General features: G+C 47.3%; 10 protein-coding genes and 1 tRNA gene. 9 read left to right on the forward strand and 2 right to left on the reverse strand.

Annotated elements, in window-relative coordinates:
- Positions 1-410: 410 nt before the first annotated feature.
- Complete coding sequence (locus RIG66_RS33405) at positions 411-1,208, reverse strand: TatD family hydrolase (RefSeq protein ID WP_446384374.1); 798 nt, start codon at positions 1,206-1,208, stop codon at positions 411-413.
- Between the two features lie 325 nt (positions 1,209-1,533).
- Positions 1,534-1,914 (reverse strand): 30S ribosomal protein S20, encoded by a 381-nt coding sequence (rpsT, locus tag RIG66_RS33410; protein WP_446384356.1) that lies wholly within the window; start codon positions 1,912-1,914, stop codon positions 1,534-1,536.
- Positions 1,915-2,126: 212 nt separating this feature from the next.
- Here rpsT and hisD point away from each other — a divergent pair, with 212 nt between their 5' ends.
- The 9 genes from hisD (at position 2,127) to RIG66_RS33455 (ending at position 15,324) form a co-directional block, all read left to right on the forward strand.
- Entirely contained in the window at positions 2,127-3,437 is a 1,311-nt protein-coding gene (gene hisD / locus RIG66_RS33415; RefSeq protein ID WP_446384358.1) for a histidinol dehydrogenase, read from the forward strand.
- 320 nt (positions 3,438-3,757) lie between these two features.
- On the forward strand, positions 3,758-4,183 hold the full coding sequence (locus RIG66_RS33420) for a universal stress protein (RefSeq protein WP_446384360.1): 426 nt from the start codon (positions 3,758-3,760) through the stop codon (positions 4,181-4,183).
- Between the two features lie 290 nt (positions 4,184-4,473).
- A complete protein-coding gene (locus tag RIG66_RS33425; RefSeq protein WP_446384362.1) occupies positions 4,474-6,714 on the forward strand; it encodes a PAS domain-containing sensor histidine kinase in 2,241 nt (746 codons plus the stop codon).
- A gap of 227 nt (positions 6,715-6,941) precedes the next feature.
- A tRNA-Leu gene (locus RIG66_RS33430) sits at positions 6,942-7,023 on the forward strand.
- A 633-nt stretch (positions 7,024-7,656) separates the two neighbouring features.
- The gene (locus tag RIG66_RS33435; RefSeq protein WP_446384364.1) at positions 7,657-13,344 is read left to right on the forward strand and encodes a hypothetical protein; all 5,688 of its coding nucleotides are present in this window, start codon (positions 7,657-7,659) and stop codon (positions 13,342-13,344) included.
- Positions 13,345-13,459: 115 nt separating this feature from the next.
- Positions 13,460-13,720 carry a hypothetical protein gene (locus RIG66_RS33440; RefSeq protein ID WP_446384366.1) on the forward strand — a complete coding sequence of 87 codons (261 nt, stop codon included), beginning with the start codon at positions 13,460-13,462 and terminating at the stop codon, positions 13,718-13,720.
- Between the two features lie 86 nt (positions 13,721-13,806).
- Positions 13,807-14,274, forward strand: coding sequence for a YbjN domain-containing protein (locus tag RIG66_RS33445; RefSeq protein ID WP_446384368.1), 468 nt, complete (start codon positions 13,807-13,809; stop codon positions 14,272-14,274).
- A 377-nt stretch (positions 14,275-14,651) separates the two neighbouring features.
- On the forward strand, positions 14,652-14,912 hold the full coding sequence (locus RIG66_RS33450; RefSeq protein WP_446339680.1) for a hypothetical protein: 261 nt from the start codon (positions 14,652-14,654) through the stop codon (positions 14,910-14,912).
- On the forward strand, positions 14,905-15,324 hold the full coding sequence (locus RIG66_RS33455; RefSeq protein WP_446384370.1) for a hypothetical protein: 420 nt from the start codon (positions 14,905-14,907) through the stop codon (positions 15,322-15,324). The genes RIG66_RS33450 and RIG66_RS33455 overlap by 8 nt, the downstream gene beginning before the upstream one ends.
- Positions 15,325-15,663: the final 339 nt, after the last annotated feature.

A 15,663-nucleotide genomic window follows, 5' to 3' on the forward strand; every position in this document is an offset into this window, starting at 1 on the left:
TGTCTTAATAATCGGCGGAAGCGTTTTAATGATAATGATGATACAGGGCTTGATCTACAATGAGATAGAATCGGCGGCATCTTCTCCTCGTGGGCAGTTGGGCATCGATTAAGGATTGTTTCGGGGTAGGCAGTGATGGCGGGATAAAACTTGAGAAAATTTTATACATAGTAACTCTTCTTAATCAATTATGGCGCAAGCTGGCTGTTAAGGGGAGATGGGGAAGCTGGGGGAGCTGGGGAAGCTGGGGGAGCTGGGGAAGCTGGGGGAGCTGGGGAAGCTGGGGGAGCTGGGGGAGCTGGGGAAGCGATAGTGAAAAATTAATAGGTTGCCCTATTAATCCTCTTTTTGACCCCTTCGCCGAGCTGATCAAATAGACTGGTTAACGGCTGGCGATCGCATTCCTCTAGCTAGTTACTAGAGGCACTCGGCAGGCTTAGATTAAACAGCCGACAGGCATTCTGGGTGGTTTCTTCTGCCAAGGTTTCTAGGGGAATCTGCCGCAGTTTGGCAACACAATCGGCAACATGGTACACGTTAGCGGGTTCATTGCGCTTCCCCCGTTTGGGTACGGGGGCGAGGAACGGGCAATCTGTTTCAATCAGCAGGCGATCGCTTGGCACTAGGGTGGCTGATTCTTTGATGGCTGTGGCGTTTTTAAAGGTGACAATACCACTGAAGCTAATATAAAAGCCTAGATCCAAAAACCACTGAGTCTCCTCAGGCGTTCCCCCCCAACAATGCATCACACCCCGAATGGGTCCCACCTCTTGACAAAACTGCTTAACCTGATCACGAAGATCGGCGGCGGCGTCGCGACAGTGAATAATCACGGGTAAGTTAAGCTGATGGGCGATCGCAAGTTGTGCAGCGAATACCTGCTTTTGCTGGTCTTGGTTTTCGGCTTTGTAGAAATCTAACCCCATTTCCCCAATTGCCACAACTCGGGCATCAGAACCTGCTAAGGCGCGAATTTGATCCGCCATTTGGGGCGTCCATTTGTGGGCATCTAGGGGATGTAAGCCGACAGCGAAAGACAGTTCGGGGAATTGATCCGCTAACTGCTGAATCCCGGAAAACTCCGAAGGTTCAACACAGGAATGCACTAACTGCACGACGCCGACATCCCGCCAGCGATCGCGCACCGCTTCTCGATCAGACTCGAAGACATCGAAGTTGATATGAACATGGGTGTCTATCAACTGCATTGACATTGTGTTTGTCCTCTCCTGCTCAATTCTTACCCAAGACCAACCCAATGAACCAACATTTTTCCACGCTTAGAGCTTATTTGGGAGTTAGCACACTTAAAATCGGGTGTCACTCACATCTTGCACCCGTCTTACCGCCTAGGGGTTAAACCCTAGACTAAAAGCTCAAATCCGCTCAAACTTACTGGATAAGAGTTTGCGGGTGTTTAACCGCCTCAGCCTCAGTGAGCTAACGGCAGAAATAACTGACTAGCTAAACTCTCCCACAGCTCCCAGACGTGCCCTGGCACGTCTCTACATTTTCTACATTGCTCCTCCAGATTCAGGGGCATGGACTAAACGGCTCAAATCTTTCCGCCACACTGCCTGCTTCTGTCGTTTCAGCCGTCGATGTTTCAGCCGCTGGGGGATTCAGTTGAGCCTGTACCTTCTTGAGCTGCTTTACCAGACGGGATTTCTTACGAGAACCATTGTTACTGTGCAGGACGCCCCGCTTCACCGCTTTGTCTATCTTAGAGTAAGCAGCAGACATACGATTTTTGACATCCTGCAACGATTCAGGACTTGGCTGGCGGCCGTAATCCTCGACAGCCTCAAAATATTTTTTCATCAGCGTTCTCACCGCTGATTTATAGCTTTTATTGCGAACTCGGTTTCGTTCAGCGATTTTGATACGTTTAAGAGCAGACTTACTATTAGCCACAGAAATCTTCCGGAAAACTAAGGTTTCAGATTCTAATTTACAAAATACCAGAACAACTACTATAACATCTATGTCAAAAGTGTCGCGAGTCCAGAAAAATCCAGGTAAGCTAGAGAAGAGAGTCTAGGGAAGGACGGACTCCCGGTCAGGGAACTCTCTGTTCCTATCCTAGTCTCCCACGGATAATACCTCATGATAGGCACTCCGACTCCATGCTGCGAATAATCACTCAGCAGGCTGAGGCAAAAAATGAACTGCGGCGGATCTGCGATCGCACCTCCCACGATGGAATCATGCACAAAGAGGCGACGGTGCGAGAAGTCTTGCAGACGGTAAAACGCCAAGGGGATAAAGCCCTCTTGCACTATACCGAAGAATTCGATCATCAACGTTTAACCCCTGACCAACTGCGTGTCAGTGGCTCAGAACTGGATGCTGCCTACCAGCAAGTATCCAAGGAACTCCTGGATGCGATTCAGTTGGCAGCACGGCAGATTGAAGCCTTTCACCGACAGCGCGTTCCCAAATCTTGGGTGCAGTTTGGCGATGATGAGGTGGTTCTGGGCAAACGCTACACGCCAGTGGATCGCGCTGGACTCTATGTTCCTGGCGGTCGAGCCGCGTATCCGAGTACGGTGTTAATGAATGCGATTCCGGCAAAAGTGGCAAAAGTGCCTCAAGTCGTGATGGTCACACCTCCGGGCTTGGAGCAAAAGATTAATCCAGCCGTCCTCGTCGCTGCCCAAGAAGCGGGTGTGAGCAACATTTACCGCGTCGGCGGCGCCCAAGCGATCGCGGCTTTAGCTTATGGAACCGAAACCATTCCCAAGGTAGATGTAATTACGGGTCCAGGAAATATCTACGTCACCCTGGCAAAGAAACTCATCTACGGAACCGTGGGCATTGATTCCCTTGCCGGTCCTTCTGAGGTACTAATTATTGCCGATAGTCACGCCAATCCTGTTTATGTCGCCGCCGATTTATTAGCACAGGCAGAACATGACCCCCTAGCAGCAGCAATTCTGATCACGACAGATTCGACATTGGCAAAAAACGTGCAAGCCGAAGTCGAACACCAACTACAGGATCATCCCCGACGCGAACTCACCGAAAAAGCGATCGCGCATTATGGCTTGATTGTCGTCGTCGATTCCCTGGAAACAGCCGCCGAACTCTCTAATGAATTTGCCCCCGAACACTTAGAACTAGAAATTACTGAACCTTGGGACTTACTCAATCAAATCCGCCATGCGGGTGCCATCTTCCTGGGAACATCCACCCCAGAAGCCGTTGGTGATTATATCGCCGGACCCAATCACACCTTACCCACCTCTGGTGCTGCCCGCTACGCTTCGGCGTTAGGTGTAGAGACATTCATGAAGCACTCGAGTCTAATTCAATATTCCTCAACCGCCCTGAATAAAATGGCAGGAGCGATTCAGGTGTTGGCACAAGCCGAAGGATTACCTTCTCATGCAGATTCCGTGCGCTTACGCACCAAAGGCGAAAGGCATTCGGATTAGGGGGAGCTGGGGGAGCTGGGGAAGCTGGGGAAGCTGGGGAAGCTGGGGAAGTTAACTCAAAACTCTACCTTACCTATTGCCCATGACACACCGAGCGTGTTACCGAGCGTGTTACTGAGCGAAGCCGAAGTAAGTCGAGGTAAGTCGAGGTTTTGCCCATTGCCCATTCCCGATTGCCTATTCCCTGTTCCCTAACAAATGACAAATGACCAAGGACAAATGACATTTTGTCAAACCAGTAGACAAAACCTCTGATCAAGAGGGAGAATTCCTATTGCTGGGAGCCGATCGCTCGTAATCACTCATGAGGAGAAATTTTGGTGCTAAAGACGATTCTGGTAGCTCTGGACAGCTCAAAGCCAACCTATCGCTTAATTGAGACCCTAGATAACCTACAAATAACATCAGCCACCAAAATTATCTTGTGCCATGTCATGCCTCCTCAAGACCCTGACATGGACATCCCTGTTGATCGTCCACACCCTTCGGAGGAGTTCCTGTACCAAGAAACCGAACAGCAACTGCAGCTGTATCAATCCAAACTCCCCTGTTCCAGTGAAATTCAAATTGTTAACGGTGATCCCGCCGCAGAAATTATTCGCCTTGCCCATATTTACCACGCGGATTTAATTGTGATTGGCACTCGTGGATTGACAGGCGTAAAGCGAATTTTGCAAGGTTCGGTGAGTAGTCAGGTGGTGGCTGACGCCCCTTGTTCGGTATTGGTGGTTAAGGCTAATGAATAGTCTTATGTCATTGGTCATACTCAAGGGCGCGAGAAGCAAGCTACGTCTGATGTCCTCGGTGAGTTAGGGAACAGGGAACAGGGAACAGGGAACCGGGAATTCAAGAGCGGCTTCTAGTCTGATGTCAGTATTGGTGATTGGGACAATTCTCTCTTATCTCCTCCGCTCCTTTGCCCCCATCTTCTCTACCCCCTGAAATTTCAGTATCCCCGTCAAAATGCTGAACACAAACTCCGGAACAATAGTAGAAAATATGGAGGTTAACAGGGTGCAGCTATTGTGTATAAAAGATGACCGCAGAAACCTTTGATCAACAAATAACCCTATCCCTCAGACGAGTCGAAACGCTGTGGCAACAGGCACACGAATCACTGAAATTGCCAGTACAGGAGTCTTCTGAAACGGAAAACGTGCCAAACCAGCAGCAACATTTATTACTGGAGAGTTTGACCGAACTGTCCCATTCCCTGCAAGAACTACAATTTGCCGCCGGAGAACTACGCCAACAAAATGATAAATTAGCCCAAAGCCAGATTGCCTTGGAAGCGGAACGCCAGCGTTACCGGGAATTGTTTGAGTTTGCTCCCGATGGCTACCTGGTTACTAATCCCGATGCGATCATTGTTGAGGCAAATCAAGCCGCCGCCCATTCACTGAACTTTTCTCCAGAACGTCTGGTGGGCAAATCCTTCGCTGTTTTTGTCGCCACTCAAGAACGACGTGACTTTTATTACAAATTGAGTCAGTTACAACAGGGGGAGTCGATCAATAATTGGCCCGTCCAGATTCAACCCCGTGGTGATACCTCGTTCCTCGCTTCCCTAACCGTCGCGCCTGTGCAAAATCCATCGGGTCAGGTGATTGGATTGCGCTGGCGGTTACAAGATTTGACGATCGCGCGCTATAAAGATGCCATGCAATCTTACCTTCATTCTCAGTTTGGTTCCATTCTGAATCGGACGGTTATCGGTCTAGGACTTCTAGATCATCAGGGGAACCTGATCGAATATAACCCCAAACTTCAGGCAATGGTTGGTTGTCCGGCTGAGGAATTAGCACCCACTTTGATGAGGTGGATGAATTTAGATAAGCCAGGGATGGAATCGGCAATGTTTCGCCAATTAATCGCGGGTGAACGTCATTCCTACCAATTGGAGAAGCCTTTCCACCATCCCGATAGCACCATTGAATGGGGACGGCTTACCGTGGCGCTGGTGCAGGAGACTCCAGACGACTCCATTTCAGCGATTTGTATCCTGGAGGATATTAGTCAGCAAAAACGTCTGAAAGCCGAGCAACAAGAGGCAATTCGTCGTCAACAAGCGATTCAGCAGCAACAAGCGGTTAAACAACAAGCCAGTCAGCCAGAGAAAACGTCTCCTGTTCCCCCTCCTCCTGCAACTCCAGATACCTCAGTCGAACAACTGGGACAACTACTAAATACGATTCTCTCCAATTCTAGTGACTTTTTTCTCGTGTGCGATCGCACGGGCAAATATGTCTATGTGAATCAACCCGCAGCTCAGGCGTGGGGACTTAGCCAAAAAGATTGTATTGGTAAAACCTGGCATGATCTGAAGCTATCCTCTGAACAGATGAAACAGTTGGATATTCAACGGGACATTGTTTTAACCACAGGACAATCTATCTCCGACGAAATTACCTTAACCACGGTTGAGGGAGTGAAGGATTACGAGTATACAATGACTCGCTTGGATCATCTTGAAGGAGACGGCGGTGCCGTTGTGATCACGTTTAAAGATTTGAGCGAACAAAAACAGGCGAGGGTAGCCGCTAGTGAAGCCATGGCAAAAGAAGCGGAATATCGGGTACTCAAATCCCATGTTGACCGATTGGCTTCCGTGGTTACTAAAGAACTCCGTGATCCCCTGAACACAATTTTTTCCCATGCGAAATACCTTGAAAACAATCCCGATTCCGACACGGAGAACAACACCCTTTACTATCTCCAGCGCATCCAAGGAAATGCTCAACGGATCAATCAAATCCTGAATGATCTGCTATTGATTAAAAAGATTGAAGCCAAGCAACTGCGTTTAAATCTCACGAAACTGGATTTAACTCAGTTGTGTCAAGGATTAATCACCCAGTTACAGGAACGTACACCGTCGAAACCTCAGATTAGTTTTGTTGGTTCAGAATCCTGTTATGGCGTAGGTGATGAACGATTGTTGCGTCGGATGTTGACAAATTTACTAATTAGTGCATGGCAATATGCACCAGAGGACAGTCCGATCAAGTTGGAATTGGTGTGTCAAGACGAGAAGATGGTATTTCGTATCCCCGATTTTGGCAGTGGGATGCCGGAATCTGAGCAAAAAGTTCTCTTCAGCGCCTTCGACACCAATCATCAGGGTAATGAGATGACGGGGAGTCATTTAGGGTTGATGCTGGTTAAACATTGTGTGGATGTACAAGGTGGTGCGATCGCGGTAGAGTCTCAAGCAGAAGCCGGAAGTACGGTGACGATTACGCTACCCTTACCGCAACCGAGGCAGAATAACCCCTAGGCGATGACGATGGGGACTAAAATCCCAATCCGATATAACCCTGGTTCTTTCAGGATTGTAGAGACGTAGCAGGCTACGTCTCTACCGTGTTCTGGAGGGGTATTCAACCGAGTTTGAATAAATCATCTGCCATCTACTTTTTGCTGTTGAATTGGGCGTTCGGCTGAAATATCGAACTCAGTTAACCAAATCGTCAAGTTTTTGCTATCATAGCTATCTAGTGACTCGCGGACGTGGCGGAATTGGCAGACGCGCTAGATTTAGGTTCTAGTACCGTAAGGTGTGAAGGTTCAAGTCCTTTCGTCCGCATTTGAGATTAGCCTCATGGAGACAAATTATTGTTATCTGTCTGGTAGTGACAGATTAATGTCATTTTAAGTTCTGCATGATAAAAGCTCAGTTTGTGACCACGAACAGTATAGCTTCGGTTGGACGCGATCGCAGGTTGGTTAAGTTAGATAGAAAACCATGGAACTTCTGATCTTCCTTATCAACAATTCAAAATATTAGATCAGGAGCAAAATCTTGTGTATACATCATCTGAACAATTTGATATACGTCATACAACCTATTTCTTGTGGGGAGCGGATGACCGTGTTTGGGTATATTCTGGTGATATAGGAACTTTTTTCTGGGAAAATGAGCCAGACACAAAAAAATGGCAGCAGCACGTATATGCGCGTAGTGATGTGCCAGCGCCTAGCTATTTAAGGGAGCAAAGACCTAGATTACATCAGCGTTGAACCCTTACTGTTCTCTGTTCCCGGCTACCTGTTCTCAAAAAACGATCGCACGTTGGTTAAGTTTTCCTAAGATGAGTGAAGTGCGATCGCCTGTTTGGGGGTATGCTTAGAGATATTTTCTGCTACCCATCTCATAGACGCGATCGCGCCGACTGGGAGGGACAGAAAAGACCAGCGTCAATCAGGGGAACTTCTGGTAATGTCTTTCCGAGAACCCATCCGCAAACCAAATTTCTCACCTTTGAGTCGGAAGTCCGAGCTGAATCCGTTGCAGCGACGCCGTTTCAAAGTTCCGAAACCCCAGAAACCTGTGGTGCGACGCTCACCGGAGGAACAGAGGGCGTTTTTACAACAGAAACTGGATCAGTCCGCCTTTGTCGGTTACAACGGTCTTAATGTCCCGGTTAATGTCCCTCAAACCCCACCCCCACAACCTGTACAGGAGAAGCCTACTGATGCAGGGTTAGAAGATAACGCTCAACAGCCAGAGGTTTCAGAAGCTGAAGCGCCAGAGAGTCAGGAAGAGGAAACGGTTCAGCGCCAGGAAGGTTCACAAGCTCAATTATCACAGAATCCAGAATCCCCTGAGAAAGAAGTAGAGGGAGAAGCTGTCACCTCTTCTGAACCATCAGCAGCAGACAGTGGAAAAAAGCAATCCCAAAAACCGAATTTACAAGCTCAACTCGAAAGAGTATCTCGTTTGAGTTCCAATTTGCTGAATATTCCTGTCAATACTCCAGGAAAAGAACCACCGTCAATGCCAGAGGCTGAGACAACTTCAGAGCAGGGAGAGGAGACGATTCAGCGAGATGAAGTTCCAGAAGAAAATGTATCACAGAATCCAGAATCCCTTGAGAAAGAAGTAGAAGAAGAAGCTGTCACCTCTTCTGAACCATCAGAAGCAGACAGTGGAAAACAGCCATCCCAAAAACCGAATTTACAAGCTCAACGGGAAAGAGCATCTCGTTTGAGTTCCAACTTGCTGAATATTCCCGTTAACACTCAGGGGAAAGAGTCTCATCCGGTGCAGAGGAATGTACTTCAGGATGGGTTAGAACAGTATCACCCCAAAATAGAACAGAGAACTCATTCTGTCTTCAATGGATTAAATCGATTTAACGTTCAGCCATCGAGTCAGCCAGAAACGTTTCAGCGCTCATGTTCCACCTGTGAGCAGGAAAAGAAAGAGGAAGAAGAGAAACACACAGGAACCATTCAGGCGAAAGCTGATATAGCGAGTGCTAGGGGTTTGAATAAAAACCCATTATCGTTACAGGGAGATAACCTCACTCCGACGCTACAAGCTAAGACGATTGAGGAGCAAGAGTCTCCAGCTACATCCAACAAAAATCCGTCTCAAATATCTCTAGATAAGAATTCCCCGCCACTTCCGGCTAAAGAACTTCCACCGCCTAATGCTCAAACAGCCCCAGGTGCAGAATCCCAGCTAACGGAAATTTCACCAGATGTTGCACAAGCCAAGGTGGATAAGCCGTTAGTCACAGAGACAGAGACTCAAGCGGTACAAACACCTGCTCCGGCTGAACCCCAATCATCGAATCCACCCCAAGGGAAAATAGAACCGCCTCCTCAACCAGCACCCACGACAGACGCGAAACCGGAAGCACAAGGTACTGAAACTCAACCTGAAATTGCGCCAGCGCCAAAACCTGAAGCCAAACCCAAAGCACAAGATAATTCAACTGAATCCCCAGCTACCCCAGCACCCACCAAAGAAGCTAAACCAGAGACAGAAGGTTCCACGCCTCAACCCGAAGCCGAATCCGCAGCGACTGAACCTGTAGCCGAACCGGAGTCAAAACCCCCAGAACCCCCTATCGCTGAACCGAATCAGAAAATACCTGAACCTGAATCCTCTGAGATTGAGTCAAAAACAGAATCCACATCGGAACAGTCAACGGAAACGGCGTCACTCACTCCAACGAACCAGGAAAACGCCCAAACTTCAGATAGTTCTCCAAATACTGAAGCAGCAGCGAAGGAAACCCCCGCCACAGCAGCGCCAGAGAAAGCGGAATCCCCCTCTTTAACAGAAGCTTGGCAGATGGCGCAAGCCCAAGTCACCAATGAGGAAGCGTCAGCGCCGGAACCAACACCTGGGGATGGGGATTTGAAGACAACCCTGGAAACGGCATTACAATCGGCACAAGCGCAAATAGCCGCCATTCAGACACCGGAAAAGCCACCAGAAGCCGAGCCAATTTCTCAGGCGATCGCACCCGCTGTGAAAAGCGCTGAACCTAAGACTGCACCTGCATCTCAGGGTAAGGGAGAACTACAGAAACCGTCAGATACAGAGGCTAAATCCTCAGCGACGCCAGCACAGGTATCTCAGACGCCGAAATCGGCTAAACCCCAGCCTGTATCGGAATCGCCTCAGACGGAAAAGCAACCCGAACAATCGGTGGCGAAGGGAGACAAGACTCAGGAGACGCCAACGCCCAAATCACCCGAATCAGAAACCGTAGCCGGAGGAGATGCGATCGCGAAGTCGTCGGATACTCAGGATAAGCCCAGTGTCGAAGTTTCTCAACCCAGTGAACCTGATACCATTCAACGCGCCTGTGCTGCTTGTGAACAAGAGAAAGAAGAGGAGACAGTACAACCTTTACTGATTCAGCGTCAACCGATGGGAATCAGCCCTACCTCTGACTCCCAAGCAACCATTATTCAGGCAAAACTAGAAAATCCGATTGAATGGGCGCGAGGGATTTTAGACGGCTTGCGGGGGGATGCGTCGGCGAAGCAGAGTGAACTTCAGGGAGATGCGGCGGCGAAACAATCAGAGGTGAATCGTCAGGCGCAGGGTAAGAGTGTAGAAATAGATAGTCAGGGGAAAGGGAAAGCCTCTGAGGTTGATGCGGAGGGGAAAAATAAAGCCTCAGAACTTGATGCCGATAGTCAATCAAAAGCCTCTGAAATTGATGCGGAGGGGAAAAATAAAGCCTCAGAACTTGATGCCGACAGTCAAGCCAAAGCCTCTGAAGTTGATGCAGAGGGGAAAAATAAAGCCTCAGAACTTGATGCCGATAGTCAAGCCAAAGCCTCTGAACTTGATATAGAAGGGAAGACAAAAGGGAGTGAATTACAAACCGAAAGTCAAGGGAAAGGGGAAACCCTGACAACTGACAGTCAAACCAAAGGGTCAGAATTAGAAACAGATAGCCAGACAAAAGGTGGGGAACTAGAAGCCGAAAGTCAGGCGAAAGGGAATGATCTAGAAACTGAAGCCACCGCCAAAGGAAATAACCTAGAAACTGAAGCCGAGACTCAGGCGCAGGAATTACAAGGGGATGAGGCAGGGTTTGAACAAGAGGCGGAGAATACCAAGACCGATATTGAGAATCAGGTTAATAATAAGATAACCGAAATTCAAGGGAAAGGGAGTGAATTAACCACAGAACTGGAAAGCAATTGGGCAGGATTAAAAGGGAATGCCGAGGCATCAGTCACATCTCTGGATAATCAGGCAAGTCAACTCTGTGGACGCTATCAGAGTCAAGCCGAAGCATTGATTCAAAATCTCGATAATCAGGCGGGTTCATCGGCGGATATCCAGCAACAGTGGCAAGCCCTTAAAGCCGAAGCACAAGCGGCGTGGACTGATTTTATGGCTCAGGTGAGTCCAGTTACCCAAGGCATTGATCAACAGTGGCAACAGTTTAGTCAATGGGCGCAGACACTCTGGGAACCCCTCCGCCAAAAAGCGGGAGAATTGGCAAGTTGGGTAGAAGGATTGCTGAGTAATGCGAATACTTGGGTGCAGGAACAATGGGCAGTTCTCCAGGGTAAAGCGGCGGAAAAATGGAATGGCTTCCAATCCTCGTTTACGGGTGCTAAAGGTTGGGTAGACGAGAAGGTTAATAGTACGGAGAATTGGGTTAAGGAAAAATCGAAGAGTACCGAGAATTGGATTCAGGACAAATCGAATAGTGCCGGGAATTGGATTAACGAGAAAACTAATGGCGCGAGGAATTGGATAGGAGAGAAAGCTACCTCAGCCGGAAATTGGATGGGTGAGAAAGCCAATGGTGCTAAAAATTGGATGGGTGAGAAAGCTACCTCAGCCGGAAATTGGATGGGTGATAAAGCCAATGGTGCGAGAAACTGGATGGGCGATAAAGCACAGGCGGCGGGGAGTTGGATGGGTGAAAAAGCCAATGGTGCGAAAAACTGGATCGGGGAGAAAGCCACCTCAGCCGGAAATTGGATGACTGAAAAATCCAATAGCGCTCGCAGTTGGATTAGTGAGAAAGCCGGGAGTGCGGGGAGTTGGTTGAATCAAACCAGCAATTCTTTATTAACGACACTCAGTCAAAAAGGCAGCAGTTTTGTGTCGGGTATCCGTAATACAGGTAGCTCGATTCTCCAGTGGTTAGGTGGCGAAGTGGGTTCCCTGATTTCGGGTGTTCAAGGGGCAAAAGATGGAGCCGTTTCCGGTTTAAGTGGGGCGATAGGTAAGGGTACGAGTTGGCTTCAGGGGAAAAGTAGTAGTGTTGTTAATTGGGTAGGTGAACAAGGTAGCAGTGCAGTTAACTGGGTGAAACAAGAGGGAAGTCGTGCGAAGAGTTGGTTAGGGGAGAAAGGGAGTAGTGCGACGAATTTTGTTAAGGAGAAGGGAAGCGATGCGGTTAGTTGGGTTGGTGACACCAGTCAACGTGTATCGGGTTGGGTACAGCAAAAGGGAAGCGATGCCAAAAATTGGATTGGTGAGAAGAGTCAAGGTGCATCAAGTTGGGTGCAGCAAAAGGGAAGCGATGCCAAAAATTGGATTGGTGAAAAGAGACAAGGTGCGGCGAATTGGGTTAAGGATAAAGGTTCTAGCGCGAAGTATTGGGTACAGCATCCCGGTGAGTTGGGACGGAATTTGTTGCAACAGGCAAAGGATGGGATAAAGGGTGGCTGGGATGTGATCAGTACCGAGTTCGGGAATTTAGGGAGTCGGGTACAAGAGAAAGTTAGTTCGTTATCGGGTTGGGTGAATGATAATCTGATTCAGCCTGGTAAGAATTGGGTGCAGGAGCAGTGGGGTAAGCTGCAAAGTTGGATTCAGAAATTTATTTTCAATCTGCCGAAGTATTGGGCTGTTTTAAAAGAATTTTATATGGCGAACCTGCGTCCCATCCAATGGGGCAAGGAACCAGAAAAAGAAGGTATAACAACTAAATACGCCTTCGTCAAGAAAAACGAAGCAGGCTGCATAGATTCCGGTGCAGGAAATTTCCACGGGAAGAACGAATACGGCAGCTTAGAGAACAACACTTTTAGTGGTAGTTTTGGATGCTGGCAAAATGAACGTCCAAATAATCAAAACAACGATACCCGATGGGGTATAAAAGGTGACTATCAGCAAATAAAAGGCGAATTAGCCTTGGCTAAGTTAGGAGCTAAGATGTTAGGATTACCACCAGAATTCGTCTTAAACGGTGGCTTAAATGCTAATAGTGCTAGCACTGAATTCAGTATTGGTAGTGATGGTTTTACAGCTGAATTGCCAGGATTTAACTTCGGTGAAGTGTCAGGAGAAATTGGAACTAGAAACTCTAATAGTGATGTTGATCAAACATTTGATATGGGCTTAAATGCAGGTTATGGTTTTGATAAGTTTGGAGTTGGTGGTTTACGTGGTCATTGGGGTGACACGGATAGTGATGGAAACAGGGAGGTTGGGTTTGGTGCTGATATAGGAATTTACGGAGTTGTAGGAGGATCGTTTGATATCAAGACTGAAGATCCATTACGTACTCAACTCATACTCCAATATCCCTGGCTAACCCCTTTGATATTATCTTCTAAAGAGAACATAACTAGGGAGCATCCCCATTTGGCACGTTTGCTCTTGGGGCTAAAACACTTTAATCCCTGATCCTCGTGCCAAAGTAAGCCGCCGAGATAGCGCTGAAGTAGGCTTTCATTTGTATGGAGGGTAGTTCTGGAGTTTGCTTCTATGAGATAAAGTCTATTTACAATAAGTGAACATTATGGAAGATATCAACATTCAAAATCAAACCGACCAAAACCCAACCCCCACCCCCTCTAAAACCTTACAACAAGAATACCAAGAAGCCTTATTAAAATCTGGCATTCAAGCCGCTAAACTACTCAATGAGTTAATCGAATTAAAATTAATGCCAGATCCCCGCGCTAAAGAAATGGCTGATTTGGCTTTAGAGGTGATCAAAATAATTCATTCAGCCCCTGAAGAAATTGTCAACTTCAAAGAAAACAATGACAATTCTTAAGGGTAACATATAAAATCAACTAAATTGGCAATCTATCAACCCTTGGATTAGCCTTTTGGCGATGCAATTACAGGAAAACTCCCAATGTGACACCTGAAGACATTCCCTCAACACAACCCATTTTTGCCGCCATCGTCAATTTCTTCACAGAAGACAATTGGCACTATGCCCACCTAGAAAAACAATCAGTCTTACGCCTAGCGTTTAAGGGCAAAAATGACCAATACGACTGTTATGCCCAAGCGATAGAATCACAGCAGCAGTTTATCTTCTACTGCTTATGCCCGATTAAAATTCCCAAATCTAAGCGTCGAGCTGTAGGAGAGTTTCTATCGAGAGCCAATTATGGCATAATTATCGGCAATTTTGAGTTAAATTTCGATGATGGGGAGATTCGTTACAAAACTAGCACGGCTGTCAAAAATCACTTGCTTGATTCAGACACCATCAAACAGTTGGTTTACACCAATGTGAACATGATGGATGAATACCTCCCCGGTATCATCGCTGTCAAGAGTGGAGTGTCGCCAGCCGATGCGATTTCTGACGTTTGAAGGGGAAATTCCAACCTCATAAGAATGGCACTGAATTAAGCTGTTCGGCATTTAAACCATAATGTCAAGAATGGCAAAATCGTTGTAGTGCGAGCATCTTGCTCGCTACCCATTAGCATCTTGCTCGCTACCCATTCCCAATTTAAATGCGTGACAGCTTAAGACAAATGGCACTGACTTTAGAGTTTGTAGTAAGTGCTGTCTTCACTTCTGGCACGCTTCGTGCCTACTACGAACCCAGCTTAAGTCAGCAACATTCAGCTTAAGATTGGTGGGCAATGCCCACCCTACGGTATATCAAACTAAGATATGTCAATATCGCTCTTTGGTTACTTTCAACTAGACTAGAACTGTATTGAACCTCTCAGATAAGCAATATGTCTCTTAGCGAACTTTTACCCACTGTTAGTCAACTCTCTCATCAAGATAAACTTCGACTTATCCATTTTCTGCTTCTTGCCGTTGCTAAAGAGGAAGGATGCAGCCTAGAACCTGTAGGCAATAGTGATTCAGCTAATGCACTTTTGAATCAATTGGCATCAACAGAAGCCGTTGTCTGGTCTCCTCAAGCAGATCAGGCAAGTGTTCAAGCCTTGTCGGATCTTTTGGTGGCGGCGCGGAGAGAAACTAATGCTTAATGGTCAACGATTCCCGTTCATTGAGCGCATAAATAGCCTTGGACTTTCGAGTGTCATGCCATATTTGCCTATCATTCTTGTCAATGGAAGCTGCACTGTCGAGGTAATGGCACTTGTAGACACGGGTGCAAGTGTCAATGTTCTACCTTACGAGATTGGTGTACAGTTAGGGGCAGTCTGGGAAGAGCAAACTGTTCCGATTCAGTTAAGTGGAAATTTAGCTGATCACGAAGCACGAGGCTTGGTGGTATCGGGTATCGTTATGCCGTTTTCGCCTGTCTTATTGGCATTTGCTTGGACTCAATCAAGAGATGCGCCTGTAATCCTGGGACATACAAACTTTTTGGCGGAATTTAATGTGTGTTTTTATCGCCATGAGTTAGCTTTTGAGGTTTGTCCAATAGACAAATGAACACAACAGATGTTCACGCTTTAGGGCGCAAGCCTTGCGCCCCTACAGTTTCTGGGTGTAATACCAAATCAGGGAAACGCCATCCCCTTTCCCTTGCAAATTGCAAAAACTCTGTAGAGATTTGTCTATCTACTCCTCAACATTTCCCCCTCATCCCCTAACCCCTTCTCCCAACCCCCCTCGTTCCCCCCTACAAGAGGGCTGACAGGTGTAGGTTTTTTACTTTAGGGTGGGGATAAGACAAGGGAGACAAGGAAGGAAAGTAGACAAGGAAGAGAAGAATTGTATAGCTCAAGAAGTATTCGGAGTAAAAACTGTTCGTGGAAATAAACCATTTAA

Source organism: Coleofasciculus sp. E2-BRE-01 (assembly GCF_040221695.1).
In the GTDB taxonomy this organism is placed as follows: Bacteria; Cyanobacteriota; Cyanobacteriia; order Cyanobacteriales; family Coleofasciculaceae; genus Coleofasciculus.